This is a genomic window from Embleya sp. NPDC020630 (assembly GCF_044334985.1).
Lineage (GTDB): Bacteria > Actinomycetota > Actinomycetes > Streptomycetales > Streptomycetaceae > Embleya.
Genome location: NZ_JBIRUB010000014.1, coordinates 76442 through 101720 on the forward strand (window position 1 = coordinate 76442; position 25279 = coordinate 101720).

A 25279-nucleotide genomic window follows, 5' to 3' on the forward strand; every position below is an offset into this window, starting at 1 on the left:
TCTTGGTCCCGGCGTCGGATACGGCTGGTCACGCGACGAGGGCGGCGAGGACCGCATCGAGGAGGTCGGCCGCCTCGCGGGCAACCGGCTCCAGGGCCGCGTCGCCGCTGAGCGCGACCATGGTCATGGGGTCCAGTGCCTGGACGAGGGTGCGCTCGCCGTCGCGGCGCACGACCACGTTGCACGGCAGCAGCAGCCCGATGGCGCGATCGGCTTCCAGAGCGCGGTGGGCGAGCGCCGGGTTGCAGGCACCGAGGATCAGGTAGTCCTCCATCTCGGCGCCGATCTTGGCCTGGAGCGTCGCGGTGACGTCGATCTCGGTGAGCACGCCGAACCCGTGGGCGGCGAGCGCGTCGCGTACCGCGACGACGGTGGTGGTGAAGTCGGTGCCGACGCGCACGGTGCGGTCGTAGCCCATGTCCGGCCTCCTTCGGTGAATCCCGAGCACTCTCCAATATACCCCCACCCGTATTTTTGTATACCGGTGGGGGTATCGACTACCGTTGTCTCGAACGTACCCCCGGGGGTATCCATCAGGAGGCTTTGTGACGACCACCGATCCCACCCGCGCCACGGCGCGGAACGCGACCGCGCCGCAGCCCGGCGCCGCCGCCGACCCGCCGACGCGTCTCGGGCTCCTCGGGCGCCTCGGCGTGCTCGCCGCCGGGCGTCTGCGCCTGGTCGCGGTGCTGTGGCTGGCGCTGGTCGCCGGACTGGGCGCGTTCGCCCCGCAGGTCACCTCCGCCCTCGCCGGCGCGGGCTGGCAGGCGAACGGCTCGGAGTCCGTCCAGGTGCGCGACCTGGCCCGGGCGCACTTCGGCGGGAACGCCTCCTCGGCGCTCCAGGTGGTCGTCGCGGCCGACCGTCCGGTCGACGACCCGTCCGTACGCGCCGTCGTCGACCGCGCCACCGTCCTGCTGCGCGCGGACTCCCGCATCGCGGAGGTCATCCCGCCACAGAGCGGCGTCACCATAAGCCCCGACGGGCGCACCGCGATCCTGCTCGCCGGCGCCCGGGCCGACACCAACGACATGGTCCGGGCCGCCGACGACCCCAAGGGGCCGCTCGCAGCCCTGTCCGGCGGCGGCGTCGAGGTCTCCGCGACCGGGGCGTCGGTCCTGTGGAGCGACTTCAACAAGGCCAACCACGACGCGATGATCAAGTCCGAGATGCTGTCCTGGCCCGTCACCCTCGCGATCCTGGTCCTCGCGTTCGGGTCGCTGGTGGCGGCCGGACTGCCGCTGCTGCTCACCCTCGCGGGACTCGCCGCGTCCGCCGGAGCGCTGGTACTGCTCAACCACGTCACACCCACGTCGGTGTGGGCGATGAACTTCGCGATGATGTTCGCCCTGGCACTCGGCATCGACTACGCGCTGTTCCTCGTGGTCCGGTTCCGCGCGGCTCTGGCCCGGCACGGCGACGGGCGACGCGCGGTCGGCGAGACCATGGACACCGCCGGCAAGGCCGTCCTGCTGTCCGGCGCGACCGTGCTGGTGAGCCTGTCCGCGGTGATGCTCGTCCCGGCCCCCGCGTTCCGCTCCATGGCGCTGGGCATCATGCTGGCCGTCGCCTTCGTCCTCGCCGCCACCCTCACGCTGCTCCCCGCCGTGCTGGGCCGCCTCGGCCACAGGGTCAACGCCGCCGCCCCGCCCTGGACCCGCCGCAACGCCGACCGGGCCGGCGCCTCCACCGCGTTCACCTCTTGGGGCCAGCGGCTGTGGCGCCACCCGCTGCGCTACGGCCTCCCCGCCCTGCTGGTCCTGATCGCCCTCGCCGCCCCGATCGCCGGGCTGCGCACCGCCATGCCGTCCATCACGGTGGTCCCCGAGGACTCCTCGGCCCGCACCGGATACACCGCCGTCCAGCAGGCGTTCGGCCGCGGCGCCCCCGGCATGCTCCAGATCGTCACGCCCACGGCCGCGGCCGACGCCACCGCCGCCGCGCTCGCCGGCGACCCAGGCATCGCCGCGGTCATGCCCGCCCGGCACGCTGACGACGGCTCCGCCCTGACCCTGCTCCAGGCCATGCCGGCCGTCGACCCGTCCGACCCGCACCTGGCCGACACCGTCGACCACTTGCGCGGCACCCTCCCCGACGACGCGAAGGTCGGGGGCGCGGCCGTGGAGAACCTCGATCTCCAGGCCACCCTCGACGCCAAGACCCCGCTCGTCCTGGGCGTCGTCCTCGGACTCGGCTTCCTCCTGCTGGTCCTCGCCCTCCAGGCCCCGCTCGCCGCGCTGCTGGGCACCGCCACCAGCCTGCTCGCCACCGCCGCCGCGTTCGGCGCCGCGCGCCTGATCTTCCAGGACGGCCACGGTTCCGGCTTCCTCGGCTTCACCCCCCAGGGCTTCCTCGACGGTTGGGCCCCGGTGTTCTTCTTCGCGATGATCTTCGCCATCGCCATGGACTACACCGTCTTCCTGCTCGCCTCCGCCAAGGAGCACTACGAGAAGACCCGCGACCCCCGCCAAGCGGTCGTCGGCGCGCTCGGCCACTCCGGACGCGTCATCTTCGCCGCCGCCGCGGTCATGGTCGCGGTCTTCTTCACCTTCGCCCTCTCCGGACCGCTGCCCCCCAAGGAGATGGGCATCGTCCTGGGCCTGGCCGTGCTGCTCGACGCCGCTCTGGTACGCCTCGTCCTGCTGCCCGTCCTCCTGCGCCTGACCGGCCACGCGGCCTGGTGGAGCCCGAGGTGGCTGCGCCGGGTCCTCCCCGACGTCCGCTTCTCCCACGACTGACCCGCCCGTCGGCGGGGCTTCGTTGGACGGGTGACGACCGCACCACGTTCTCGGCTCGCAACACGTCCCGGCTTTTCCTTTCGAATCCTCTCTGGAGCGAAGGCGCACGACCACGGACGGGCTCGTATTCGAGGACGAGTTCGATCGGAACGGTGACGGAACCGGCGGCATACAGCGGCAAAGGTCTCGCACCTCCACTCGATCGATCAGCGCCTCACGGAGCGCGTGCCACAGATGCCACCGGTCGCTGACCCGGCCCGCGTCGGGTAGGGCGCGTCGGACGCCTTCTGCGTAGGCGCCGGATCCGTCCCGGCAGACGATCTCGACACCCGGGCGCTCACGCAGTCTTCGATCGCCCGTTCGAGAAACACTTCTTCGACTCAAGACGTGGGGTGCCGCGATCGGCGGCCCACTGATCGTGCTGATCCTCTATCGGGTCTTCTTCGGCCGTTCCCGACGCTGACCTCGGCTCGCCGACACCGGGCTGGAGCGCGTCCGCCCAGGAATCCCTCTCGGGAAGCGAGCGCCCTCCCCCCGCATGCCCGAACGCCGGGAGGGCAGCTCACCGTCATGGTCGTCACCGTCGCCGGTGTGGTCGCCACCCGCAACCTCGCGATCGGCGTGATCGGCGGAACGATCACCGCGATGGTGATCTTCGCCAAGCGCCTCGCCCACCTGGCCGAGGTCAGCGAGGTCGTCGACCCCGACGACAAGCAGACGGTGCGCGTGGTGACCGGTGAGCTGTTCTTCGCCTCGTCGAACGATGCGGTCCACCGGTTCGACTGTCGAGGCGACCCCGACGCGGTGGTCATCGACCTGTCGGACGCGCACATCCGGGACGCCTCGTCCGTCGCCGCCCCGACGCCGTGGAGACCGGGTACGCCGCGCTCGGCAAGAAGGTCACCATCGTCGCGCTCAACGAACCCAGTGCGAAGGTCCACGGCAACCTCGGCGGCGAACCCGCCAGCCACTGGATCGCTTCCGGCCCACCTCGATACCGACGCCGCGGCCCCGCCCGTGAGATGCGGGCAGGGCCGCGGCCTCGTATCCGTCGGACGGGACCGTGGAGTCGCAGGTGTCGATGAGCACGGAGTACGCCGAACCCTCGGACTGCGCCACGAGCGCCGAAGCCTGCGCCGCGGGGTCCACCTCGGCCCGGACGCATCCGCCCTCCAGGTCCGGGCGCAGCGGGTCCGCGAGCCGGCACTCGGAGTCCGCGGACGTTGCCGGCATCCGCTCCGTGATCGGTGCGTGCGAGTGTGGGGTGGTCAGTGGACGCAGATGTGGGGTGCCGCGGCGCCTGCGGTGGGGGGTCTGCTCGCGGCGGCGGCACGCGCCACCTCGTCCAGCAGGCGCAGGCGTTCCCGGCGGTCCACGTAGCGGCCACCGACGAGGACGGAGTCGATCCGCTGCGTGTTTCGGATGTCGGCGCGAGGGTCGGCGTCCAGGACCAGCAGGTCGGCGCGGCCGGCGGGCAGCGCGAGCATGCGGGCGGGCGCGGTGGTGGCGGCGGTGAGGATGTCCCGGTCGGGCACTCCCGCCTCGGAGAGCAGTTCCAGTTCGTGGTGCAGGGAGAAGCCGGGGACCGCGTAGCCGGTACCGGTGTCGGTGCCTGCGATCAACTGCACGCCGGCCCGGTGGAGTTCGCCGACCAGCCGGAGGCGGTGCGCGTAGATCTCCCGGAGTTGGGCGATGTCGCGCGCGGTGCGACCGGCCGTCAGGGCGGCCCACGTGGGATTCCACTCGTCGGTCATCCAGGTGGGCAGGTAGCGCATCTCCTCCGGGTCGACCGCGAGTTGGTCGGTGCGCTCCAGGCAGTGATGAACGGTGAGAGTCGGCACGACACACGTCCCGTTGGCGGCCAGCCGATCGAAAAGGGCCCGTGTGCGACCGAGGTCGAAGCTGCGAATCGCCTGCCATTCCAGCGGGTGCACCTGCCGGAACCAACTCGCGTAGCGATCGAGGCTGGAACCGAGACCGGGATCGATGCGGATCCTCGCGATGGCCCGCCTGATCTCGTCTTCTCGGGAGGACGTGGCGAGCGTCAGCGCGTGGAGATGCTCAATGGACTGTTGTCCGGCATCACTTGCGCGCGCCATGGGCACCGCGTCCGGGCAGTGACCCGCGTAACGCAGCCCCTGGCGATGGGATTCGTCGGCGATCGCCTCGTACGCCTCGCGGTCCAGTCGCGAGTACACCTTGACGAAGTCGGCGCCTTGGGCCTTCGCCTCGCGTACCGCGCGGCGTGCGGACGAGGCGTCCGCGACCTCGACGACTTTGCCGACCTCGCCGGCCCAGATCGAGGGCCGCCCATCGATGATCGAACTCGCGATCACCCAGCGGGGACCGAGGAGTCGGCCCGCGCGGACCTCGTCCCGCCATGCGTGGTGCAGGGGTTTGCCCCACATCTCGCGAACCGCGGTCACGCCGTTGAGCGGGAACAGGGGCGGCATGACGCTCTCAGGCCCATCGTTGTGCACATGGGCCTCGACGAGGCCGCCCGGGACGATGTACTTGCCGGTCAGGTCGTAGGTCGTCGTCCCGCGCGGAATCTCGATCTCGGCCGAACGGCCGGTGCGGACGATGTGGCCGTCCCGGACGAGGACGGTTCGGTCGGGGCCCACACCGAGGATGGTGGCGTGGGCGAGGGCGATGGTGCCGCCGGGGGGCCGACCGGAATCGGCCTCCGTGGCCGCTGCGGCCGGGACGGCGGGCAGGAACGCGGCGCCGGTCACGGCGGCCGAGGCGGCGAGTGTCGCGCGTCGAGTGGGCATGACAACACACTGGTACGAGACGATCCCTTCGACCATGGCGCCAGGTGGAGGATGGGGGTGGGGACCGCCCCACCCCCGGGGAAGAGGGCGGCAGAGTCCGGACAACGCGTCGACGGACGGCTTCCGTCACGACCGAACGACTGATCGAGCGTGGAACTCGGTCGGTGGCCGCGCCCGTTGCGTACGGATCCCGGTCGGCCGCGGAGACGATCCGGGGCCGTTGCGATGGCGCACGGTCGCTCTGGAGGGCCCGGTGGTGCGGCTGGGGGGGTGCCTCTATGTCTTTCGTCAAGCGTGGGCGGGTCATGCTGCGACTGGTTCGGCGGGTCGGGATTCGTGGAGGGTTCCGTCTCTGAGCATGGCGAACAGGACGTTGATGCGTGGTCGTACGAGGCGGAGGAGGGCTCGGGTGTGGGTTTTGCCGCGGGCTCTGCATCGGTCGTGGTAGGTGCGGGAGGCAGGGTCGTGCAGGGCGGCGAACGCGGAGAGGAACATCGCCCGTTTTTCAGGAGCCGGTTTCCGCTCCTGGGGCCGTAGGGCGTGTTCCCGTCGAGCCGGAACGGCCGCAGGCCGCGTGGGTCGAGGACGGCGCGGATGGTGTGGCCGTCGTCGGTGACGGTGGCGCCGGCTTCGGTCATCGCGGCGAGGTGGAGGTCGATCAAGCGCGGGCAGAACGCCTCCCCGCCCGGCCGGGGCATGCTCACCTGGCCTGTGCGGGCCGGGACGGCGGCGCCCAGGATGGTGGTGACGCGCACCCGCGCGCCCGATATCGGATGGATCCTGCACGGACGGGGCGGCTCGAGATCGGGCTCGTTCTGCCGGGGCTTCGCTGTCGACGGGCCTGCGAGCCGACCGGGCGGGGTGCGTCACGGGTGATGCGGCAAGTCGTCGTCCGCGAGCAGTCGACGCGTCGCTCCCGCCGCGAAGTCGGACACGGTCGTTAGATCGTCGCCCTGGTCGATTCTGCGGATGCATGCATCGACAACTGCCTGGACCACCGCCACGGTCAGCTCGGGCTGTGGCTGCCCCAGTTCGCGCACGACCCGGGCGAGCGCCTCATGTAGCGAGGTGTGCAGATTCCTCACCCGCTCCCGCGCCGACAGCGAAAGCGAGTCGCGCGAGAGCGCGGCCCGCCAGCCGTGGGTACCGCGAGCCGCCTGTTCGAGGTTGGCCCTGACGTAGGCGGCAGCCTGGTCGGGGGGCGTGGTCTCGGCCGCGATGGCCTGCTCCACTGCGTCGATCCAAGCGGGGAATTCGCGGGTGACGACGAGTTCGAGCAGGTCGTCGATGGAGTTGAAGTAGCGGTAGATGCTGTTTCGGGCGATCCCGGCTCGCGCTGCAACCGCTCCGGCTGTGAGGGCTTCGGCGCCGCCCTCTTCCAAGAGCTCCTCGGCCGCGTCGATCAGCTGCGCGAGCCGCTGGGCCCGGTGCTCCCGGACGCTGCCGGCTTCGATCTTGGGCATTCTCTCCGCTTCACCTCGGACACTGTGCCGTCTCCAGCCAACCTACCCCCACGCCCGAGAGGCCGAGGGGCATGTTAGCTTGACGCGACTTAGAGACACCCTGTCGCCAAATTCTGTCCGTGCTTCCTGCCGAAGGCTGCCCGATGCAACCGATGAACTCCCCCGCTCTGCTTCGATGTCTCCTGGGATCGAAGAAGCGCGCCGCCGTGGTGGTGGCCTTCTGGGTCCTGATCGCGGGCCTCCTCGCCGCGGTCGCCCCGGCCCTGGAATCCGTCGAGGACAACGCGTCCGCCAACCTGCCGCCCGCCGCCTCGGACTCGATGAAGGCCCGTGATCTCGTCCGCGCCCAGCTTCCGGGCCAGGACGCGACGCCGGCGATCATCGTGGTCCGGGGCAAGGGCACCGACGCGGCGGCGAGCGCCACACAGGCGGTCGCCGCCATCACCTCGGCCCTTTCCGGAACCAGCCGACCCGACCACGTCGTGAGCGTGGTCTCCACGGTGACCGCTCCCGACGCTGCGGCCGAGTTGGTCTCCCAGGACCGCGATGCTCAGCTGGTCATCGTGCCCATGAAGGGAAGCCCTTCGGACGAGTCCTTCCAGAACGCGGTCGACGAGGTGCGTGCCCTCGCGTCCGACCAGGCCGGGCCCGCCGACGTCGCGGTGACCGGCCCCGCCGGGATCGCCACCGACACCGTGAAGGTCTTCAGCGGCGGTGACAAAGTCCTGCTGCTGGCCACTATCGTGCTCGTCCTGATCATCCTGCTGGCGATCTACCGCTCGCCCCTGATGGCGCTCGTACCGCTTCTTGCCGTGGGCGTGGCTATGCGCGTGGCGGAGACGCTCGGCGCGATTCTCGCGGACGCAGGTGTCGTCACGGTCAGCTCCCAGACCGCCTCGATCATGACCGTGCTGCTGTTCGGGGTGGGCACGGACTACGCGCTGATCATCACCGCCCGCTACCGCGAGACCCTGCTCGACGAGCCAGACCGCACCCGCGCGATGCAGACCGCCGTGCGCCGCACCGGCGAGTCCGTCCTCGCCGGCGCCTCAACCATCGTGCTCGCCATGTTTGCCCTGCTCGTGGCCGTCTCCCCGGCACTTCATGACCTCGGACCATACCTCGCTCTGGGCGTGGCCGTCATGGCGCTGGTGGCGTTCACCTTCATCCCCGCCCTGGTCCTCCTGCTGGGCAGGGGCGTGTTCTGGCCCGGGGGCGTGGACAAGGCCGCCGAACGCAGTCGCGGCGCAGGCATCTGGCACCGCATCGCCGCCCTGGTCGCACGGGCCCCCGTCAAGGTGGCCTCGGCCGTGATCGCACTCCTCGTGGTGCTGAGCGCGGGACTGCTCGGCTACCAGGAGAGCTTCAACACCCTCAGCGGCTTCCGCGCCGCCACCGAGTCGGAGCACGGGCAGCACCTCATCCAGGAGGAATTCGGGCCCGGCGAGATCGCCCCCAGTACCGTCGTCGTCCATTCCCGGGACAACCTGCGCTCCAGCCCCGCACGCGCCGACATTGCCACCGCGCTCACCGATGCCGATCACGTCAGCCGTGTCGCAGACCCCCGCATGGGCAAGGACGGCAAGACCGTCTTCTACGACGTCGTCCTCGACCTCGACCCCTACAGCTCGAAGGCACTCGACGCGATCGGTCCCCTCAAGCAGGCCACACAATCCGCGGCCCAGGCCGCCGGCGTGCAGGACGCCACGGTGCTCATCGGGGGCGAGACCGCGCAGAACGCCGACATCCGCTCCGCCCTCGACCGCGACACGACCTTCATCGTGCTCCTGGTCCTAGCCATCGTCACCGCGGTGCTCGTCCTGCTGCTCCGCTCGCTCCTTGCCCCGCTCTACCTCATCGCGACCCTGATCCTGTCATTCCTGGCCACCTTGGGCGCCACCACCTTCTTCACCGTGACCGTCCTCGGTGACGACGGCATCGGCAACCGCGTCACCGCGTACATCTTCGTCTTCCTCGTCGCGCTCGGCGTCGACTACAACATCTTCATCATGAGCCGGTTCACGCAGGAACTGCGCACCCAGCCCCCGGCGAAGGCGATCACCGCCGCCCTGACACGCACCGGCGGCGTCGTCTCCTCCGCGGGCCTCCTCCTCGCGGCGACCTTCGCCGTCCTGATGACCCAGCCGATCCGCGAACTGTTCCAGTTCGGCTTCGCCATGGCCTTCGGCATCCTGCTGGACACCTTCCTCATCCGCCCGCTCCTGGTCCCCGCCATCGTCCACCTGCTCGGCGACCGCGCCCTGTGGCCCGCACACCCAGGCACCCCGCAGACGCCTTCCACGCACACCCTCGAACCGCCTTCCGCCGACGTGCCGGCCGCACGGGCTGCCGCAACCGGCTCCGGGCGTCTACTGCGCGCGTTCACCTGGATCGCGGTCATCGAAGCGTGCACGTGGGCGGGTCTGCTGGTCGGGATGTACCTCAAATACATTCCCGAAACCACCGAACTCGGCGTACGGATCTTCGGCGCCCTCCACGGTGCCGCCTTCATCGTCTACGTGTCGCTGACCGTCCTGGTCGCGATCCGGCTGAAGTGGCGGCTGGGCCGGACCACGACCTTCGCCCTGCTGGCCGCCGTACCCCCGTTCATGACTGTCGCGTTCGAAATCTGGGCCCGCCGCACAGGCAGGCTCCCTCAGCCGGCCGCGGCCCCGAGCCCGACTCCAGCCCTGTAACCGCACCCCGCAGAGGGGCTCGATCGGACACGCGGTGCACATCATCGCCATCGCCGTGCGGGCCTCGGCCGGGCGGGACGGCCACCGACATCACGCCAACAACCGAAAGAAGACGGAAATGATCACCGCCGTCACCGAGTTCACCGTCGCCGCGCCCGCCCAGGGCGCCTTCGAGGACAACATCACCGCAGGCATGCGCGCCACCCTTACCGACGCCCGCATGTCCGAGAGCGCCCTGCGTGCCGGCGGCGTCGATGGAAACGTATGCGGCGAGGACGCCTGCTCCTTTCACCTCGGAAGGGGCGGTGCGTGTGCGTCGTGACGCATGGCCGGCAGGCCAGAACGCGTATGAACGCTTCGGGTACACAACCCTTGGCACCGGGGGCGCTGTCCTTCGCGGTAGCGTCCGCAGAACGGTGGCCGCCACGTCGGAGTGGACCGTACCCGGCCGCTACCGGAGGGCATGCTCGGTTGGGTCTTCGGCGGCGGACGCGAAGTCGGCGCGGGCCTTCAGGTCGGGAGACAGGAGCCGGGCGGGACCGGTGCGCCGGTTGCCGTCGGAGGTGTCGCTTTCCCAGTAGCCCCCGAGCCGGGGGGATATTCACCCGTGACGTAGTAGTCGTGGCGAAGCCGAGCGCGGCCCGGGAGCCGAGGGTGTCCCCGTGCTGGCGCACGGGCGGGATCTCGTGATGCTCCATCCACAGACAGGCCGAGGCGTTCGCCGGAATGCTCAGCCCCCGCGTCTTTGTCTTGGCCTGCATGACGGTGACGCTGATACACCGCTCGTTCGCGAATTGGGCAGACAGAAAGGACGGTTCCAGCTCCCCATGACGCTGTGCAGTGCGCATCTACAGCCTGCGTCAAGGATCGATTGCCCGCAGTCGTCAACGATCGTTGCCTGCGGGCGCCGGACCCTTCCCCATCGCAACCGGCTCTCACGGCCTGAGCACGCCCTGGGTCAACGAGCTGGGCGGCGCCAAGCAGATCGTCCTGGACAACTGGTGGGGCATCGGTGTGCTCACCGACGGCGGAGACGCGCTGGTCAAGAACGGCGACCTGGGCGCCGTGTGGGTCAACGAACTGAGCGGCGCCAAGCAGGTGGAGGTGGTCACGGAACTCTGGTGATCCGGCCCGTCCGCCCCGGAGGTATCCGTCGCACGCGGCGAGCGGCGCCGGTCCCTCGTCGAGGCCGGGCCCACCGCGATCCCGCGCCGCCGGTCGTGGAAGGTGGCGTCTCGTCCCACACGCCCCGGCGCATGGCGGCGGGCGCGCCGTCGGGAGTGAGGATATTCGGCGGCCCTACCGGTGGTTTGTCGACGACGGCTTCGAGTAGCGCCATGCCATGAAGTAGCGGTACTGGTGGTCCCGTTCGGGGGGTGTTCCATGACCGCTCGCGTGCCGTGTCCGCCTGTGCCGGGCCGTTGGAGGGGTATGCGGCCCGTTTCGACGACCTGTTCGGGACCCTCGCGCAGCGTCGAGGCTTCGGGGTGTGCACCGCAGGGTCCCGTCCGCTGGGATGCCACGGGTATCAACCGTGACGGGCGAGCGACGGGCGACCCGACTCCGGCGCCGAAGCGGGCACCCCCGTGAACCTCCCCGGGCCCCTCCTCCGCACCGCGAACGAAACGAATCCCCCGCACAACCGCATCCCCACCCATGCGCGGGGAAGTTCGGGCCTGCGGCCGCCCGGGACGAGACCTCCGGCAACGCGGTCTTGCCGTTGCTCATCGTGTCGCGACTCGGTGTGGTGCGCCGATGCCGAGTCCGGCCGCTACACCGCCGTCGACCGCCGCGCCGACCCCGAGAGGTGGGCCGAGGCGGTACTGCGTGCCGACCCCGTGGTCACCCAGGTCGACGACGGCACCACCGAGACGGTGGGGGGCGTGGCGAGCAGCTCGCTCAGCGACTACCGCGCGGTCGCCTCCTTCCTCACCGAACTCGACGTCCACCCAGGCCAACGCGTCCTGGAAATCGGCACCGGACCCGGCTGGACCGCTGCCCTGCTCGCCCACCACCTGGGCGACGAGAACGTCGTCTCGGTCGAGATCGACCCCGCGCTCGCGGACGGCGCACGCGCCGCCCACGCCCGACTCGGCCTCGCACCCACGGTGCTCACCGGGGACGGAACCCTCGGCGCCCCCGACCACGGGACGTTCGACCGCGTGCACGCCACCGCCGCCTTCACCCACCGCCTCCCCTACGCCTGGATCGAACAGACCCGCCCCGGCGCGGTGATCGTCGCCCCGTGGTCACCCGGCTTCGGCGCCGGCGCCCTCCTGCGCCTGGTCGTCGCCGACGACCGCACGGCGTCGGGGAAACTCGTGCGCAGCGTGGCCTTCATGGAGTTGCGCGGCCAACGCGACGACGGCGCGGGCGGGTTCGAGGCGGTGCGTGAGGCGGAGCCGGCCACGGGCGAGGTCGAGGTGGAGTGGGTGTTGGAGTCGCTGTACGCGGACGGGAACTTCACCCACGCCGTCGCGTTGAGGCTGCCCGACGTGCGGCTGGAGACGCTCGGAGGCGGGGCCGTGTGGCGGCTGTGGGACGGTGGGCGGTCCTGGGCGCTGGTCGACGACCGGCCCGGGATCGGCAAGGCCGTCCAGGGCGGGCCGAGACGGTTGTGGGACGAGGTCGACGCCGTGCTGCAATGGCAGGACGAACACCGCGTCCACGGCTACGACTTCGGCATCACCGTCGAACGTGACCGGCAATGGGGCTGGGCGGAGCGGCCCGAACGGCGCTGGGAGATGTAGCCGCCGGTACTCGGGTGCGGACCGCCACGGATGTCGGGCCCGCGCCGTGCAGCGGCCGGTGGGAATCGGGCGGCCTCGACCGGGGCCGCGTTTGCGGGTCGCCTGTCGTCTCGGGTCGTGACTGATTCGCGTGATCTTCTCGACTGGCTGCGGAATTGGTACGCGCGGCGGTGCGACGGTGACTGGGAGCACGAGCGGGGCGTGCGGATCGCCACACTCGACAACCCCGGTTGGACGATCGAGATCGATCTCGCGGAGACGGACCCGGAAGGACACCCGTACCCCCTTCGGATCATCGACCGCGGCCCGCAGGACTGGGTCAGGGCCCATACGGCCGACGGGAGGTTCAACATCGACTGCGGCCCCCGGAACCTGGTCGAAGCCCTCACCCTGTTCCGCGACCGGGCGAACACGACCCCCTCGTGAACCGGTGACACCGCCCCCGACAACACCATCGCCTCGGCATCATGCCCGTGGACCGCGCGGGGGCACAGCCGCGACGCGACGGTCGGATTCCCGCCACCCCACGACGCTCGCTCACGGAACCGAGGGGCGACGAGCGCGAGACCCACGCCGAGTGGGCGAGTTCCGATTCCCACGGCCGAGCGCCTCGGCGAGCCGAAGCATGATCCGATGGGCTCGGTGGCCCTTGCCACCAAGGGTGGAAAGGTAAACGAACGCCGCCTTGCCGCCGTCGCGTCGATCGGGGCCCACTGCCCCGGACACGACCACGCGCCCGAAGGGACCGACACCCGCACCGATGTGGACGTTCGGTGATGCGTCGGTGGCGTCGGGCTCCGGATCGATGTGGCGCAGCGGTGCGGGGCGTTCGGTGGTCAAGTCCGTGATGGGCCGGAGGCGACACGCACCGGGGTCAGCCACTCGGGCTCCGGGGCGATGCCCCAGGCCCGGAAGCCGGTCAGGGTGAGTTCGCGTGTCCGGGGGAGGCAGTGCCGCAGCCCCAGGATCATGAACTCCCGGGAGTCCAGGAGCGGTTCGAGGATCGTCCGGTCGACCGCGAAGGTGAGGTACTCGTCGTCGAGAGCGAGCATCGCCTCCACGGCGTCGAAGCAGGCACGGATGCGACCGACATCGGGAGGGGACGCCGCCATCGCCTTCTGCAGCACCTGGTGGGTGAACCCTCGAGCAGGAACGACGACAGGGGCGTGTCGAGTTCCTCCCATGTCATGGAACCTCACTTCGACCCACGCCATCCCCACCCGACACGAACCTCCGGGGTGGCGTCCAGCCTTCCCGAACCTGCGGCACCACAGATCAAACGAGTCCTCGCACAGGAACACACGACCCGGGAAACGCCACACGAGACCACTCCTCAACCCAACGAACCCGGCCGCTGCCCACCGGCGAACCGAACCGGCTCAGCCCACCGAAAGGTCATTCCTGATACTCCCCGGGCGCAGCGCGGCGCTGGACGCGTTGGTGGAGGGTGAGGCGTGTCGCCCGCCGCATTGGCCGGTGGCGTGGCGGCGGCGCCCGACCCACGCGGTCGAGTACGTGGCCGGCCTCGGCGACGGGGCGCGGCTGGAGGGTGTGGGCCTGGACGTCGTGCACCGCGGGACTGGGATCGGGCTGTTGGTGGCCGGACCGGCGGTCCGGGTGGGACGGGTTGAACGCGGCGCAGCGCGAGCAGCTGCTCGCGCTCGGGCCGGCCCCGTCCGCGCTGGTCGACACCGCCGGCTCGGCCGAGGCCGGGGCGGCGGTGGCGGTGTCGGTGCCGGATGGGCCCCGGCCCAAGCGCACCCGCGAACAGGCGTTGACGATCGCGGTGGACGCGGCAGCGGCCTACCGGAACCGCGTCTGGCACCTTGAAGTCCCGCGCGGCAAAGGTGAGATGGTGACCGCGTTCGACGGGTGTCCGGAGGACGTCCGGCTCGGGGTGTGGGTGACCCCACGTGGGTCGGTGTTGCCGGTCGGGGTCGTCGGGACCGTGGGTGTAACGCTCCTGGTGTCGGTCGCCACAAGGGAGGTGACAGGGAAGCACGACTTCGGCGCGGTACGAGGAGCCCACTTTGGATGGACCTGATGGACCCGATGGACCCGATGGGCCTGGCGGATCGGATGTGGATGCGGTCCGAGGGATCGGCACCGAACCGGTGCTCCTGGAAGCGTTCTATCGCAGACACATCGACGCGGTGGGGCGGTTCGTCGCCCGGCGGGTCGACGATCCGCAGTCGGCCGCGGACCTGACCGTCGAGGTGTTCATCGCCGCGATGGGCTCGGCGGCTTCGTATCGCGGCGGGCCGGGGGGCGAGTTGGCCTGGCTGTACGGCGTGGCCCGCAACGTGGTCGCGAACGAGCGTCGGCGCTCGGCGCGGGAGGCCGACGCGTCGCGGCGGATGGCGGCGCGGCGCGCGTTGGACGAGGGCGACATCCAACGGCTCGAGGAGCGGCTGGACGCGGCGGCGGAGGTTCGGCGTACCTATCGGGCGCTCGCGCGACTGTCCGAAGAGGACCGCGCGGTGCTCGAACTGGTGAGTGTGGACGCGATGTCCGTGGCGGAGGCCGCGGCGGCGCTCGGCATACGTCCGGTCGCGGCGCGGGTGCGGTTGCACCGGGCGCGGCGGCGACTGGCGAAGGAAGTGGGCTCGCCGTCGGCGGAGCCGTACCGCGACACCCGGACCGGACACGTACAGGCGGAGGCGAAGGCGTGATCAATTTCGAGGAACGTGCCTTGGAGGAACTGAAGTTGCTGGCCGCCACGGGAGGTGTGCCGGCGACGGACCCGCCGCCCACGAGGGCGGCGACCTCGCGGGGCCGCCGCATCGGGTACGGGCTCGCCGCCTCGGTGGTGCTCGCGGCGGGCATCGGGGTCGCCACGCCGATGCTCAGCGGCGGTTCGGCCGAGGCGCAGCCGTTCGAGGTGCGGAAGCAGCCGGACGGCGGGATCCTGTTCAAGGTCGACGAGTTCCGCAATCCGAAGGGCCTGGAACAGCGCCTGCAGGAGCTTGGACTGCGGGTGGTGGTCGACTACGTGCCGTACGGCAAGCAGTGCGCGCTTGGACGCTTCGCCGAACACCCGACGTCCCAGGACCGGTTGAATGCGATCTACCACTGGCTTCCCACGCCGGACGGCCGCCGGTTGACGGACGAGGAGATCGACTTCTACCGCAGGATGTGGACCGAGATCCGCCCGGAACTGATGCCCCCGGACGCCACGTTGGTGCTCACCACGACCTTCGACAAGGTACGGGCCGAGGACCTCCCCGACCCGGGCGACCGCGATGGCCGACGTGCTCACAACACGGACAGCGCCGGCAGCACCACCCTGTATCGGCTCGCGGCCGGGCCGGTCGGCGCCTGCACGCTGATCGACGACCCCAGGCAGCGGGGTCCGGTATTCGACGACGGCCCGACGCTCCCGCCGGGTTCGTCCGCCCCGGTGAACCCTGCCCCGGTGAGCCCCGCCCCCAAGCGGTAGGCAACTCCGCCTCGATATAGGCCCGCCCGGCTCCGAGCCACCATGCCGAACGCCGTGGGCGTCGGCTCGGCGTACGCCGGGATCGGGCTCTCGTCGGCATGCCACCCGACTGCCGCGCCGGTGTGCGTCGTGACCTCGCGACATACCCGGCGCCGCAGTCGTCGTTCGGCGCCGCATGCGCCCGGTTCCTGCCCCGTCGTTGCCACGGGCGGCGGGGGATGCGACGCCCCAGGCGACGGGTAATCGGTGGGGGCGGTTCGGCGCCCGGATGTGGGGGCCGGCTGCCGCGGTGGGCAGATGAGCTCCGAGCCAGTCGACCGCGGCGGAGGAGGACGAGGCTGCCGGGTGGGGTGCCGCGGGGATGTGGCGCGTCGGTGCGAGTGGTTCGGTACGCGGCGCGGTGGGAGCGGGTGTGCGCGGCACGGCCGGTCGGCCCCGGACGCGGACGGAGTTCCGGAGCACTTGGATTTGCGCGAGGTGCCGGAGGGGTCGCGGTTCAGCGGGGGTTGGCGGGTGTGGCGCGGCGGGCGGCGCGCGGTGGGGTTGATGCCGGGGATGTGTTCGGCATCGCGTGGGCGGTGGTGTGTCGGTGGTGGGAGTCGACGCTGCGGTGGGAGCGCGCCGCGTCGGGGCGGGTTCAGCCGGCGGCGGCCCGGAGCAGCTTCGGCACGATGTCGGCCAGCACGCCTTGGTCGCGGGCGTGGACGGAGTCCGTCTCGGGATCGGGCTCGTATTCGGTGATGGTCAGGCCCACGACGGTGAAGCGCTCGACGAGCGCGGTGACGGCGGCGAGCAGGGTCTGCGGGGTCAGGCCGCCCGGTTCGGGCGTGCCGACCGAAGAGAACACGGTGGGGTCGAGCACGTCGAGGTCGATGTGGATGTGCACGTGGTCGGCGCCGGTCGCGGCGGTTGCGTCGACCAGGTTCGTCGGGTCGGCGAGTCGAGCCGCGGGCAGCTCGGCGACGGCGTTCCGGTCGACGTACGCACGCTCGTCCGGGTCGAGGGCGCGCACTCCGGCGAGGACGAGCCGGCTTGGTTTCAGGGCGGTTTCGGGCACGAGCTCGGCCGGGCCCTCGCCGAGCAGCGCGCGCAGGATCATTCCGTGGAAGGCCCCGGACGGTGACGATGCCGGGGTGTTGAGGTCGCCGTGCGCATCGAACCACACGACCGCGAGCCGGTCGCCGTACCGGCGCAGGGCGGCCTCGACCGGGGCGAGGTCGACGCCGCAGTCGCCGCCGAGGGTCAGCACGGGCCGGTCGACCACGGCCACGGCCCGGCGGGCGAGGGCGAGGTTGCGGACGAGCACATCCGCGTGCGCGACGCCGTCACGGGCTCGGCCGGCGGCGGCGTCGGTGCTCACCCGGATCCGGGCGGCGTCGGGGACGGCTCTCGCGAGCAGTCGGGCGCCCTCGACCAGGCGCTGTGCGGTACCGGTGGAGGAACCCTGCCACTGCGGGATCTCGACGATCGTGAGATCGGACATGTCGGCTGCTCCCTGGTGGTTGCGCGGAGGGCGGTGGACGGCCCGGAAATCACCCTAGTTCCGCATGACTATGTGCGCCGGCGAATTTTCTTCCGGTGAATCGACGGTGGTCCGCCGGGTCTGGCCTCAGTGTGATGAGGGCGCTGCAGCCGGTCGAGATATTCCAACGCCTCGGGCCGGCCCCGACACCCGACGAGTGGTTCGTGGGCGCGTTCCGCCCAGGGACTACTTGAACAGGCGGAACGTGCACCGGAACCGCACCCTCGCACGGGTGGTACACCGACTTCGAAGGACAGACTCACGACCCAGTTCCTTGCCTCTCGTCTTGCGGCCTGCGCGGGCCGTCCTGGGACGGGCCGGCAGACAACCCGGGCACAGGCGTTGCATCGGCTTGCCCGCGCGGCAGTTCCCCGGATCGCATGGCAGTTCGCCCGTGCCTACCCATGGGCGCGGTGCCTCGCTTCACCTCGGCCGCCCACATGGCTGTGGTTCCCGTGATCGCGGCTCGCGGCTCGCGATCAGCCGGTCGGCGGTGTGGAACGTGCGCCGACGGACCGTGCCGCCACAGACGGCACAGCCCGTCGGCCGACGGTTCCGCATCACCCGCGTCGCCAAAGCCCCCTTGCGTTCCGCCGCGACTCAGGCGCGCCGACGTCGGGTCAGGATGACTGCGGCACCGCCCAGTGCGCCGAACACGGCGGCGGATCCGGCCAACGCACCCAGTGGTGCCGGGGCGCCGGTGGACGCCAGGTGACCGGTGTCGGGCCCGGTGCCCGGTCCGTTACCCGCCCCTGATCCGGGCCCGGTCCCGGGTCCCGGCGGCGGTACCCACGAGGATTCCGACGGCGTCGGGTGTGCGGTCGTCGGCGTCGCGTTCGGAGATCGGGTCGGACGCGTCCACGTGGGATGCCCTGACGGCGGCCGCGTCGACGAGGTGGGAGGGATCGGCGTCCTGCTCGGCCACGTCAGCGTGTCCGAGCACGGCACAGTGGTGGGCGGCGTGGTCGGCGTGGCTGTCGGGGTCGGATGAGTTGTGGGATGCGTATGCGTCGGTGTCGGCTTCCCCGTCTGCGTCGGAGTCGCGGTCGGCGTGTGGGTGGGGCGTGTGCAGGTGACGGTGTTCGTGATGCCGATCCGCAGGTGTTCCGACCGTACTTCGGCGGTGTGGGGCAGCGGGAAGTCCACGGGTGCACCGTCGACGGATGTCACCCGCGCCGAGTCCAGCGTGCAGCCTTCCGCCAGGCGTACCGTCTCGTCCGCGGTGACCTGCTCGCCGATTTGGTAGCCGGTCCGCGGCGTGCCCCACGGCTGGGCGGTCGCTCCCGCGGTACCGGGTCCGGTGAGGGTGAGCCACGCGTCGAATCCGGCGGGCTGGGTGCCTTGGGCGTGGTTCTTGCCGTCGATGCGCCAGGTTTTGTCCGCGAAGACGTCGGCGGCCTGCGCCTCCCGGTTGTAGACGACGCAGCTGACTGCCTGGCTCGCGTCGAGGCCGACGGAGAATCCGGGGGCCGCGGTCGTCCCGGTGTTGGTGACCGGTACCGGTCGGTTCGTGCCGAGGTCGGTGCAGACCGCGTTGCGGCCATTCTGCGTGACGAGTTCGTGGTCGGCGTGCCGGGTTTCGGTGATGGTGAAGTCCCCGTGGTCGACGGCGTTGAACGACGGCTGGAAGGCCACCGAGCCGGTGCCGTCGTCGGTTGTCGTCGCGGTGGCCGGCATGCCGCCGATGCCGGCGGTGGCTGTGGTGGCGCCGAAGGTCCATCCGGCTCCGGCGTTGACCGCCCCGGTGATGTCCTCGCCGGTGGTGCCCGCCGGGACAATCTGCTTGACGACCGAGATACTGCCCCTGCACTGCGCCATCGCGAGGTCCCGCAACTGCTGTCCCGCGGTGGCGAAGTCCGCGGTCTGGTAGTAGTCCGCGGCGGCCGCGTTGGTGCCGTTGTAGGCGGTCGGGCCGGAGAGGGCACGCAGGTTGAGCGCGGACACGCCTTCGACACCCTTGCCGACGCCGAGCGCCACGATGCGCGAGTCCTCGGCCTTCACGGCGTTGGCGGAGAAGATGCCGTTCTCCACGTCGCGGAAGTGCGTGTTGGAGCCGTCGCCTTGCGCGTTGTCCGCGAACCGCGTCGGATTGCCGTCGGTCAGCACGACGACCGCCTCGTAGTGTTGGGTGGCCTGCGCGACCGCCCACAGGCCCTGGTCCCAGTTGGTGCCCTTGCCGAGCGTCCAGTCCCGGTACAGGTTCTTGAAGGTGGTGGCGCCGGCCTTCGTCGACACCGACTGCAGCTCGGGATGATTGGCGGTGACGCTGGTGGCCGGCGACGCCTGGTCGAACGAGAAGACCGCCATCCGCGACGGGGTGCCGGTGAGCGCGTCGGCGAACGTGTCCGCCGCCGCCTTGAGGTCGGGGAGCGCGGAGCCGACGGATGCGGACAGGTCGAGCACGAGGGCGACATCGACACCGCAGTGCGCGGTGAGCCGCGGGTTGTTCCGCGAGTTCTGCCAGACACCGCCGGACGCGGTGTAGTTCGTGCCGTACGTCGAACTGAACATGAATCCGTCCGGGGCCGGCACGGTCGAGGCGTATGTGGTGCCGCCCGCCATCGCCGGTGTCTGGAAGACGTACGCCGGGTCTTGGGAACTGCTGCCGCTCCCCGGGCCCACCCGCAACCGGGGGTTGGTGTACCAGCCTGCGGGAACCCCGTCCGGCACTTGGCCGACCCAGAACCGACGGCCGGCGTTGGCCTGCCCGCTGCCGGTCTCCGGGATGGTGAACGAGCAGTCCCCGTCGGCGTCCGACGTGCACACCGCCCAGACCACGTCGACGGGCGGGCCATTGTTCGGCTCGGTGAACAGTGCCAGCCGCGCACCGGCCAGCGGGCCCTCCGTCTGTGCGCCGGTGCGGTCGCCGCCGACCTTGACGGTGATGACGGAGGTGTCGGCGGTCGGCGTCGGGACGGATCGTGGTACCGCGGACCGGTCCGCCGAAGCGATTCCCGGCACCACCAGCGCGACCGCGGACAGACCGGCTGCGGCAAGCGCGCACCAGCGGGAACGTCGTGGGGACAGCAACGTGGGACTCGACATGAACACATGATTAGTACGTAAATATGACATTCAAGGCATATCGTGACCGACACGCGCCGATGACACCCGTCTGTCGGAAGTAGGGAATAGCCACGGCACAAGCGTGTGCAGGCCGCCGCCGGCCAGGATGCCGGCACGATCGATGACCACGCGGCCTTCCTTGACGACGGCGTGGATGGTGGCCGGGTCGCCGAGGGCTTCAATATCCGTGACGGGGTCCACCCCGGTGATCACGACGTGCGCGGCCCCGCGGCAACCAGCGTCCCCGTCTCGTCCGCCACGCCGCACAGCTCCGCCGCGTTCCGGGTGGCCGCAGTGATCGCCTCTGGCGACGACATCCGGCCGAACCTCACCAAAAGGCCAAGCTCACGCAGGGCGCTCCCGTGGTCGGGGGTCAGGCCGCTGTCGGTGCCCATCGCGATCCGCACACCGGCGGCGACCGACACGGCGACCGCGTCCTGCGCCACGCCGTAAGGCGACCGCGCCCCCAGCGCATGGTGCGCTCTCGGCACTCGTCGCTTCCGATAAGGGGACCACTCGCGCAAGCCGCGCCCTCGACGACGATGTCGGGGCGCGGCCCGGGGTGGTTGTCCGCCCGTAACGAGCACCGCAGCGCGCCACGACCGCACACGTTCGCGGTCGACACGGCCCCGGCGCCCTCCCGCACACCGTTCGGGCCCGTTGCCCCGTGGGTCGATGCTCGGCCGCCGAGACCGCGTTCGTTGGACTCGGCCGCCTTCGACGCCGGCTGCGGATACGAAGTCCTCGCCACGGCGTGAGCGCCATCGTTCGGCGGGCCCGAGGCCGTCTCGTGCACCGGGCGGATGGAGCCCGTCTCGGGGAGTGCCGGGATCGCTGGCGGTGGATCGCCTTCGCGCCGTTCGGCGGAGCATCGGTCGGCCGATCCCGGGAAGCCGGAGGAGATGAGTGCCCTGACCGATCACGCCTCGGATCCACCCTCGGGCCGTGCAGTCACCGCCAACCTCGCCGTGGTCTACGTGGTCTTCGGATCCACCTACTTGGCGATCCGCATCATGGTCGAGACGATTCCGCCACTGCTGGGCGCGGGCCTGCGCTTCTTCGTCGCGGGCGCGCTGTTGTACGGCTGGTGCGCCGTTCACCGCGGAGGGATGCCGCGCCTGGACCGTCGGGATCTCGCCGGTACCGCGGTCGTCGGACTGCTGGTCATCGGTGGTGGGCTGGGGCTGCTCACGCTCGGGGAGCATTCGGTGCCCTCCGGCTTGGCCGCCCTGCTTGCGGCGGCGGTCCCGGCGTGGGTCGTGCTGCTGCGTGCCGCGCATCGCGAGACCATCGGATGGCTCACCTGGTGCGGGGTGATCTGCGGCCTGGGGGGTGTGGCCATGCTGAGCCTGCTCGGTCACGCCTCCGGCGACGCGGCCGTGTGGGGTGTCGTGTTCCTGCTGGTGGCCGCGTTCTGTGAGGCAGTCGGTTCCTACTACGCCCCCCGGTTGTCGGTGGCCGAGGATCCGATCCTGGGCTCGGCCGTACAGATGCTCGTCGCCGGTCCGGTCCTGTTCGTGGTGGGCCTGGCGGTCGGGGAACGTCCGGACTTCGGCGCCTGGTCGGGGCGCAGCGTGGCGGCGCTGCTGTACCTGATCGGACCTGGATCGATCCTGGCGTACGTGTCCTTCGTGTGGCTGATCTCGCGCACCCGGACCTCGATCGCCACGACGTACACGTACGTCAATCCGGCCGTGGCGCTGTTTCTGGGGTGGCTGGTGCTCGACGAGTCGATCACGGTGGGGATCGTCGTCGGTGCGGCGGTGATCATCGTGGGTGTGATGGGCGTGCTCGTCGGCGAGCGGCGGACGGAGGCGCGAACGCGGGAGGGGTCCGACATCGCCCCGGGGACCAAGGCGAACGCCGATTGGGCGTAGCGCCCTTCGGCACATCGCGCCGAAGGGCGCCCCGAGGCCGCGGGCCGCCCCGCCCAGGGGGCGAACTGTGTCAGATCGCCGGTTTGATCGCCTCCACCAGCAGGTGGTAGCCGAGCGTGTTGAACGGCGCCGCGTCGGCCAGGAAACGTTCCATCCCGGCGACGAAGCCGGCGACCGTCTTGTCCGCGAGTACCTCGTCGGCCAGCCAGACGGCGATCGGCGAGTTGCCGCGCAGCTGTGTCACCGTCATGCCGACGGTGGCGAACAGGACGGTGAGTTCGTGCGGGCTGAAGCTGAACCACGGGGCGACGTACTCGTCGCCACTGCGCGTATTGGTGAACAACAATTGTTTGTTGGCCACGTCGGTGACGTCCACCGAGGCGAATCGGTCGCCGGTGAACATGCGCTCGAAAACGGAGTTCTTCACGCCGAGCAGCATCCGGCCTCCGGGACGCAGTACGCGTCGGACCTCCGCGAAGACGGCCGGTCGGTCCGCGATCGGGATGTGCATAAGCGCAAGCATGCTGGTGACGGTGTCGAAGGAGGCGTCCGGGAACGGGATCGCCGCCATGTCGCCCTCACGCAGATCGGCCGCCAATCCCCTTTCACTCAGCTTGCGTTCGGCCACGTCGAGCATCGACCGTGAGATGTCCAGGCCGCTCAGTCGTGCGCCGCGTTCGGCCATCGGCACCGTGAAGCGTCCGGTACCGCAGCCCATGTCGAGCACCCGCTCGCCGGGCCGGATCTTGCCGAGCAGGAATTCCCGTTCGGCTTGGGTGAACAGGTCGTCGGAGGGGCCGTTGCCGGGAATGCGCTCGTCGTACTCCTCGGCGACCCGCAGGTACACGGACCTGACGGTCTCCTTCTGGACGGCCGCCAGGTCGCGTTCGTCGTCGTTCGTGTGGTGGGCGGGCGTCGATTCAGGGGTGGTCACGTTTTCTCCCTCGGGTTCTCGGGTGCGGCGGTCGTGGGTGAAGGCGACGCGGTATTCCACTCGGCCGATGCGAGTGGCTGCGGGACAGGCGCACATGCGACTGGGCACTGCCGTGCCCGGAACTCCGGGCATCCGGCATCGGGCATCCGACATCGGGCCGAGCCCGTTCCCGGGCGGTGCACCGGGTAAGTCGAGTCGATGTGTCGTCGCATGAATCCGCACGGGCCCGCACGGTCTCGCGGATCCGGATCACCGGGCGGCGAGCTGTTGCTCCCGTGCGCTCCGATCAACCCCGTGCGATCGGTTGGGACGTGAATCGCGGTCGTGCGCGGGGCGACCCGATGCCCGGGGTCGGCGTGGTGCTGCGGCCGATCTTCGAGTTCGGGTCATCCGTGATCGGAAAGAAGGCTTTCGGGCCTCGCTATTTCAAAGTATGAAGCTCCGCCCGAGGTTGTCAACAGATCCGTCGCAGCTCTTCGCGGGTCGCAAAAACAGTCTCTGAGCTGCGCGAACGGAGAATTGATCATGCTTTGACGGGTGCATCTTTTCTTTCGAAAAAGAAGTCGAGGCTATGTCTGTTTGTTCGCTCGGATCGCGGGCAGCATTGTGATTCGATCTCCATCGAGGACCGCTCTCGTCGCTGCGATCGAACTCCCGCAGCATTCTCGGAGCGGCTTTGGACACCCGCGTCACCGATCACCGAGGATGAAGTCGGAATCGGAATTCGATCATCCGAATCATTTCTTCGATCGAGGAGCGGTGCAGGCTTTATTCGCGATGCTTCGGGTACCAGAGGAATCGCCTTCGGACCGTTTCGTCGGGACCCGTGGAGGAGAGTCCATGCATGCCGCCATGATCGTGGATCACGTCGACATACGAGTTCGTGCGCGCCGAATACTCGACCGGCCCGCATTGCGTGCGGAGCGAGAACGCGTGTGGGCGGAGGCCCACGACACGGCAGGTCTCGCGCACACCGACGCGACCTACCGCGCGCTCGGCGCCGAAAGCCTGCTCGCGCCCCACTGGCCCCGCGCGTACGGCGGGCTGGGCGCGGACGCGTACGCGGCGGCGGTGGTCGCGGAGGAACTCGCCCTGCACGGAATCCCGGACAGCGCGCGGGTGAACACCATCGACAACGCGGGGGCCACAATCCTCGCCGCCGGCACGCCCGCCCAACGCGCCCGATACCTGCCCGCGATGGCCCGAGGGGAGAGCGTGTTCGCCGTCCTGTACACGGAACCGGACGTCGGCAGCGACCTCGGCGGCCTGTCCACCCGGGCGGAGCCGACTGCGCGGGGGTGGCATCTGAACGGCGTCAAGGCGTGGAACGCCCGTACCGCCGAGGCCGACCACGCGATCTGCGCCGCCCGCACTCCCGGCGACAGCGGCAACAAGTACGCGGACATCAGCCTGTTCGTCGTCCCCCTGCACCATCCGGGCGTGCGGATCGCTCCGGTGCCCACGGTCAACCCCGAGCGCTTCTTCGACGTCCGCCTCGACGATGTCGAGGTGCCGCATGAATCGTTGGTGGGCCGCCCCGGCCAGGGCTGGCCCCTCCTGGCCCAGGCGCTGGGCCTGGAACGCACCGGCATCTGCTTCGCCGGCCGGGCCCGGCGCTGGCTCGACCGCCTGATCGCCTGTCTGGAAACCGACCCGGGCCTCCCCGACGTCCGGGTGCGGCAGGGCCTGCCACGCCTGGACGCAGAGGTGGAAGCCTGTCGATTGCTGGCCTGGCGAGCGGTGCAGGACGTGGCGGAGCGCCGCCCGGGGGCCGCGACGGCCGCGGCGGCCAAGTGGTGGGCGAGCGAACTGGCCCAACGGGTCGCCGCGTTGGCTTGGGAAGTGCTGGGCCCATCCCCCGCCGACGGCACCGCCCACCCGCTGTTCCCGGACCTGGCAGTCGCCGTCCGAGAAGCCCCCGGGCTCTCCCTGGCCGCAGGCACCTCGGAGGTACTCCTGGACACCGTCGCCGGCGACCTGCTGGACGGCGACGACCCCTGGGCAACGGAAGAGGTCTGAG

At 70.7% G+C, this 25279-nt stretch carries 20 protein-coding genes and 3 pseudogenes; 12 read left to right on the forward strand and 11 right to left on the reverse strand.

What is annotated here, in order from left to right:
• Window positions 1-28 precede the first annotated feature (28 nt).
• Window positions 29-418, reverse strand: coding sequence for a DUF302 domain-containing protein (locus ACH4XV_RS34985; protein ID WP_395796357.1), 390 nt, complete (start codon window positions 416-418; stop codon window positions 29-31).
• A gap of 127 nt (window positions 419-545) precedes the next feature.
• Between ACH4XV_RS34985 and ACH4XV_RS34990 the strand changes: the two genes are divergently transcribed.
• Window positions 546-2738: an MMPL family transporter gene (locus ACH4XV_RS34990; RefSeq protein ID WP_395796358.1), complete on the forward strand. Its 2193-nt coding sequence runs from the start codon at window positions 546-548 to the stop codon at window positions 2736-2738.
• Window positions 2739-2915: 177 nt separating this feature from the next.
• Here ACH4XV_RS34990 and ACH4XV_RS34995 read toward each other — a convergent pair.
• Window positions 2916-3083, reverse strand: a pseudogene (locus ACH4XV_RS34995) (transposase); the annotation flags it as partial.
• Between the two features lie 198 nt (window positions 3084-3281).
• On the opposite strand from ACH4XV_RS34995, the pseudogene ACH4XV_RS35000 reads away from it, so the two are divergent.
• Window positions 3282-3697, forward strand: a pseudogene (locus tag ACH4XV_RS35000) (sodium-independent anion transporter); the annotation flags it as partial.
• Between the two features lie 309 nt (window positions 3698-4006).
• On the opposite strand, the gene ACH4XV_RS35005 reads toward ACH4XV_RS35000, so the two are convergent.
• The 3 genes and pseudogenes from ACH4XV_RS35005 to ACH4XV_RS35015 form a co-directional block, all read right to left on the reverse strand.
• Window positions 4007-5512 carry an amidohydrolase family protein gene (locus tag ACH4XV_RS35005; RefSeq protein ID WP_395796359.1) on the reverse strand — a complete coding sequence of 502 codons (1506 nt, stop codon included), beginning with the start codon at window positions 5510-5512 and terminating at the stop codon, window positions 4007-4009.
• 303 nt (window positions 5513-5815) lie between these two features.
• A pseudogene (locus ACH4XV_RS35010) lies at window positions 5816-6042 on the reverse strand (IS110 family transposase); the annotation flags it as partial.
• 336 nt (window positions 6043-6378) lie between these two features.
• On the reverse strand, window positions 6379-6975 hold the full coding sequence (locus ACH4XV_RS35015; RefSeq protein WP_395796360.1) for a TetR/AcrR family transcriptional regulator: 597 nt from the start codon (window positions 6973-6975) through the stop codon (window positions 6379-6381).
• A gap of 152 nt (window positions 6976-7127) precedes the next feature.
• On the opposite strand from ACH4XV_RS35015, the gene ACH4XV_RS35020 reads away from it, so the two are divergent.
• From ACH4XV_RS35020 to ACH4XV_RS35040, 5 genes are all read left to right on the forward strand, one after another.
• On the forward strand, window positions 7128-9671 hold the full coding sequence (locus ACH4XV_RS35020; RefSeq protein WP_395796361.1) for an MMPL family transporter: 2544 nt from the start codon (window positions 7128-7130) through the stop codon (window positions 9669-9671).
• 118 nt (window positions 9672-9789) lie between these two features.
• Window positions 9790-9993, forward strand: a complete 204-nt coding sequence (locus tag ACH4XV_RS35025; protein WP_395796362.1) for a hypothetical protein — start codon at window positions 9790-9792, stop codon at window positions 9991-9993.
• 572 nt (window positions 9994-10565) lie between these two features.
• Window positions 10566-10796 (forward strand): hypothetical protein, encoded by a 231-nt coding sequence (locus tag ACH4XV_RS35030; protein WP_395796363.1) that lies wholly within the window; start codon window positions 10566-10568, stop codon window positions 10794-10796.
• Between the two features lie 617 nt (window positions 10797-11413).
• The gene (locus tag ACH4XV_RS35035) at window positions 11414-12421 is read left to right on the forward strand and encodes a methyltransferase domain-containing protein (RefSeq protein ID WP_395796364.1); all 1008 of its coding nucleotides are present in this window, start codon (window positions 11414-11416) and stop codon (window positions 12419-12421) included.
• A gap of 117 nt (window positions 12422-12538) precedes the next feature.
• Window positions 12539-12847 (forward strand): immunity 53 family protein, encoded by a 309-nt coding sequence (locus ACH4XV_RS35040; protein WP_395796365.1) that lies wholly within the window; start codon window positions 12539-12541, stop codon window positions 12845-12847.
• A 410-nt stretch (window positions 12848-13257) separates the two neighbouring features.
• Here the strand turns inward: ACH4XV_RS35040 and ACH4XV_RS35045 are convergent, their stop codons facing one another.
• A complete protein-coding gene (locus tag ACH4XV_RS35045; RefSeq protein ID WP_395796366.1) occupies window positions 13258-13605 on the reverse strand; it encodes a hypothetical protein in 348 nt (115 codons plus the stop codon).
• 443 nt (window positions 13606-14048) lie between these two features.
• Between ACH4XV_RS35045 and ACH4XV_RS35050 the strand changes: the two genes are divergently transcribed.
• Genes ACH4XV_RS35050 through ACH4XV_RS35060 form a run of 3 tightly spaced genes read left to right on the forward strand, consistent with a single transcriptional unit; the run spans window position 14049 to window position 15860 of the window.
• Window positions 14049-14465 (forward strand): hypothetical protein, encoded by a 417-nt coding sequence (locus ACH4XV_RS35050; RefSeq protein ID WP_395796367.1) that lies wholly within the window; start codon window positions 14049-14051, stop codon window positions 14463-14465.
• A gap of 37 nt (window positions 14466-14502) precedes the next feature.
• Window positions 14503-15093, forward strand: coding sequence for an RNA polymerase sigma factor (locus tag ACH4XV_RS35055; RefSeq protein ID WP_395796368.1), 591 nt, complete (start codon window positions 14503-14505; stop codon window positions 15091-15093).
• The gene (locus ACH4XV_RS35060; protein WP_395796369.1) at window positions 15090-15860 is read left to right on the forward strand and encodes a hypothetical protein; all 771 of its coding nucleotides are present in this window, start codon (window positions 15090-15092) and stop codon (window positions 15858-15860) included. The genes ACH4XV_RS35055 and ACH4XV_RS35060 overlap by 4 nt, the downstream gene beginning before the upstream one ends.
• A 637-nt stretch (window positions 15861-16497) precedes the next feature.
• Here ACH4XV_RS35060 and ACH4XV_RS35065 read toward each other — a convergent pair.
• The 4 genes from ACH4XV_RS35065 to ACH4XV_RS35080 form a co-directional block, all read right to left on the reverse strand.
• Window positions 16498-17343, reverse strand: a complete 846-nt coding sequence (locus ACH4XV_RS35065; protein WP_395796370.1) for an arginase family protein — start codon at window positions 17341-17343, stop codon at window positions 16498-16500.
• A gap of 639 nt (window positions 17344-17982) precedes the next feature.
• Window positions 17983-20427, reverse strand: coding sequence for a vWA domain-containing protein (locus ACH4XV_RS35070; RefSeq protein ID WP_395796371.1), 2445 nt, complete (start codon window positions 20425-20427; stop codon window positions 17983-17985).
• A 30-nt stretch (window positions 20428-20457) separates the two neighbouring features.
• A complete protein-coding gene (locus ACH4XV_RS35075; RefSeq protein WP_395796372.1) occupies window positions 20458-20661 on the reverse strand; it encodes a hypothetical protein in 204 nt (67 codons plus the stop codon).
• Entirely contained in the window at window positions 20658-20894 is a 237-nt protein-coding gene (locus tag ACH4XV_RS35080; RefSeq protein ID WP_395796373.1) for an amidohydrolase family protein, read from the reverse strand. The genes ACH4XV_RS35075 and ACH4XV_RS35080 overlap by 4 nt, the downstream gene beginning before the upstream one ends.
• 456 nt (window positions 20895-21350) lie before the next feature.
• Between ACH4XV_RS35080 and ACH4XV_RS35085 the strand changes: the two genes are divergently transcribed.
• Entirely contained in the window at window positions 21351-22325 is a 975-nt protein-coding gene (locus ACH4XV_RS35085; RefSeq protein ID WP_395796374.1) for an EamA family transporter, read from the forward strand.
• A gap of 70 nt (window positions 22326-22395) precedes the next feature.
• Here the strand turns inward: ACH4XV_RS35085 and ACH4XV_RS35090 are convergent, their stop codons facing one another.
• Window positions 22396-23259 (reverse strand): class I SAM-dependent methyltransferase, encoded by an 864-nt coding sequence (locus tag ACH4XV_RS35090; protein ID WP_395796375.1) that lies wholly within the window; start codon window positions 23257-23259, stop codon window positions 22396-22398.
• An 840-nt stretch (window positions 23260-24099) separates the two neighbouring features.
• Here ACH4XV_RS35090 and ACH4XV_RS35095 point away from each other — a divergent pair.
• Window positions 24100-25278: an acyl-CoA dehydrogenase family protein gene (locus ACH4XV_RS35095; RefSeq protein ID WP_395796376.1), complete on the forward strand. Its 1179-nt coding sequence runs from the start codon at window positions 24100-24102 to the stop codon at window positions 25276-25278.
• Window position 25279 lies beyond the last annotated feature (1 nt).